The sequence below is a fragment of the Methylophaga sp. genome (assembly GCF_009711715.1).
Lineage (GTDB): Bacteria > Pseudomonadota > Gammaproteobacteria > Nitrosococcales > Methylophagaceae > Methylophaga.
Genome location: NZ_VENF01000024.1, coordinates 1 through 3,227, shown reverse-complemented (window position 1 = coordinate 3,227; position 3,227 = coordinate 1). Strand labels below are relative to the sequence as shown.

Annotated in this window: 1 protein-coding gene; it reads right to left on the bottom strand. The window is 50.9% G+C overall.

Annotated elements, in window-relative coordinates:
• Positions 1-76: 76 nt before the first annotated feature.
• Positions 77-3,097 (bottom strand): Tn3 family transposase, encoded by a 3,021-nt coding sequence (locus FH755_RS13415; protein ID WP_011783386.1) that lies wholly within the window; start codon positions 3,095-3,097, stop codon positions 77-79.
• Positions 3,098-3,227 lie beyond the last annotated feature (130 nt).

The window sequence follows — 3,227 nt, the reverse complement described above, 5'->3', positions numbered from 1 at the left end:
GGGGTCCTAGGGATTTTGCCTCCAAATACTGCAAAAACCTCCGAAGCCCCCGTGTTTGCTAGCCTGTAGAGAGGCATCAATTTTTACTTATCGGCCGATAGCCCTCAATCGGCGCCATTAAATCATCCAGTTTAGGCAGCTCTCCCGTCGGCGCGAACGTATACGTACCCCGGAAGTTGATATTCTCCCACGCGACAGGTGATGCGCCCTTTACGGTTTCCATGTGTTTTTCGCTGCCCTGCTCCTCGAAGCTGTCCAGCAGGTTGCTGAGTACTTTCGAGTTGAAGTAGATAATGGCATTTGCTACCAGCCGGGCGCTTTCGTTCCAGATTTGTATCTCCTCGTCGCTATTCCCCCGGAACCGGTCGCTGTTCACGTTGCTGATTGCCCTACGCAACTGGTGATAAGCTTCTCCCCGATTCAAGGCGCGTTGCACGTGGTTTCTAAGGCTGGCGTTATCGATGTAATCCAGCAGGTATTGGGCCTTCAATAGTCGGTTATATTCAGTCAGCGCCTTCAGTAGTGGGTGGTTTTTCTTGTAGCCAGAGAGTTTCCGGACCAATATGGCTTGGGTGGTTTTCCGGTGAGCCAGTGACACGGCAATTCGCTGGATGGTGTCCCAGCACTCCATAATACTCTGCGTGTTAATGGGTTTACGCAATGTGAGTCTCACCCGCTGACTCTCGTCCTCGGAGATATCGAACATCTCGTTGATAACCCTGCCTACCTGGGCATATCGGGGGGCGAACCGGTAGCCAAACAGATCGAGTAAAGCAAAATTCACATGGTTTACCCCATGGGTGTCAGTAGAGAGCGTATCCGGGATGATCTCAGTACTGTTGTTCATCAGGAGGTCAAAGATGTAATGGGATTCGTGTTCGTTAGCGCCGATCACCCGGGCATTGATTGCCATATGATTGGCATTCAGGCTGATCGCCGAGACCCCTTTGCTGGTACCGAAGTATTTTGAGGAATACCGGGTACGGAATGTCTCGCGCTTAGCTTCGAACTTTTGGCCATCAGCGCTGGCATGCAGGTTGTCATCCTGGATATTGTAGTGATTAAATATACTCAGTCGCGTAGTGGCGTTGTTGATGCGGTCATTTGCGGCATTCAACGTTTCCAGCCGAAGGTAGTTCGCTTGGATGGTACTCAGCTGATCATAGGTGCGGTCGGAGATCTGGGCGATACCGTAGATGCCCTGGTTTGTGGCATTGGCGATCAGGATCGCCAACAGGTCCACTTCATACTGGCGGCTTTTGGAGGTCATGCCCAGCACGTGCTCAAAGTCGTCAATAAATCCGGTATCCTGATCCACCACGCGCAAGACATCGGCGACTCCGATTGCCCTCATTTGCTGGAAGAACGGATTGTTCACCAGATGTTTTTTGCCGGTGGTCGGTAAGCGCCAAAGGTGTTTACCACCCTTCGGGCGCAGAATGATATCCCTGTTGTCCACGCGTTCCAGATAGTCGCTGACTTCGTATAGCCGAGTGGTCAACCGATCCGCCATGCGCGGGATCAGTTGCTTTGGATCCTCAGTAATTTTGGGTTGCTTCGTACCCTCGACCAAGGCCTGCTTCTGATTTTTCCAAGTCTGTGGTTTTACCAGATCGTCGTCCAGTGCACGATACCGTATGACTTCTGGCAGCACTAACTGGCCGTTTAGGCGGCTGGGAATCTGCAAATACAAGAACCATTCATATCTAGCCTTGTCTATGCCGCCGTCAGGTTTCAACAAGAGTGGTCGCGTGGCTTTTGGCGGTAGACGCCGGTCAATACTGGCATCTCTGAGCATGTTGCCGGCCGCCAGCTCCTGTCGAGTTTGGCTCAAGACCGCTGCCAACCGTTGTGTTTTATCGGTGCCTTCGATGCGTAGACAGCAAAAGAGTGATCGTAACAGGCCGGTTCTCAACGTGGATTCCGTATCCAGGTGTTGCCAGAACGCCTCATCCGCCGACTGCTTCTGATTGCCGAGGTACCGGCAGACTGAACTCAGCTCGTTGGCATTGAGAACCTGGAACGCTTGTTTCTGTACAGCATGGAATGACGTATTGGGGTCGATACGATCATCAACAAACAGGCACAAGATTTCTGCAGCCTTACTCACATTGGTAGCCGCCTTTTGCCAATCCCGATAAACTCGATCCTGCGCCAGCTGATGCGCTCGTTGCTTTACCTGTCGAACGTGGTGAATGAACCCTTCGGCCATGCGTTCCAACCCCTCCTGATATCGAAACTGTAGGTAGCAAAGCAGATATAGGCACTGGTTCTCTGGCGACTGACGCTTGATTTTGGCGCCGTAATATTGAATCCGTTCGGCATAGTGCTGCTGATTTTTTTGAGACAGAGAAAGCGAGTCGAGGACAACGGTCACCTCTGCCATCAGCGGTTGAATGTGGTGATACACCGCGAGTTCTTTCTGCAACTCGGTGCCGGTGAAATTGCGCGCGCCGCCGCGCAATTGTGTTAACGTAAGCTGGTCATTACCGGATACCAGTGTATTTAGTACAGTCGTCAATTTTGGGCTACACGCGGCGCCGATCTTCTCATGCAGTCGCTGCTGATGCTGGTTAACCACCTGACTGACGATCTTCTGCAGGGTGCTATAGGCAGGAATGGCAATTTTCTGGTGGGCCAGGAACTCAATCGCTGCATCAAAGAGAGCACGAGGTGCAACCCAGCTTTCAGCACAGGCCAATAAGTGTTCAACAAGCCGGGGTTGATGCTCAGGATCTTTCCAATTTTCATATTCGATCATGGAAAAAATCCGTTCATAAATGCGGGACTTTTGATCGGATTTCAGACTGAAGCGTCGAAATTTCAGGCCATCAAAGTGATTTTTCGCGATAAATCCCAAGTCATCCTGCATGGATTTAAACGTCGGATTGAGCAAGATGGGTTTGCATTTGAAATAGCCCAACAATGCGATGGCGATACAGCGGTACTTGCGCTGCCTTATTCTGGTCAGCTCAGCGCGCTCTTTATCATTCAGCGTGAAGTAAAACCGTTGATACGATTCGTTGAAGGAGGGGACGCCGTATAAATCCTCGATTTCAGCGGCAGTGAGAATTGATAGTCGCTTGGTTCTGCTCATTCTTTGACCCAAAGGCCGAAGAAGATACTGAAACTCGAGCTAAATTAAAATTAATAGTGGCTTGGAGGCCAGTAAATACGGGGCCTTCAACGGTTTTTGCAGTATTTGGAGGCAAAATCCCTAGGACCCC

Coding starts and splice junctions, on each gene's coding strand:
- FH755_RS13415 (WP_011783386.1), bottom strand. CDS start 3,097: ATGAGCAGAACCAAGCGACTATCAATTCTCACTGCCGCTGAAATCGAG.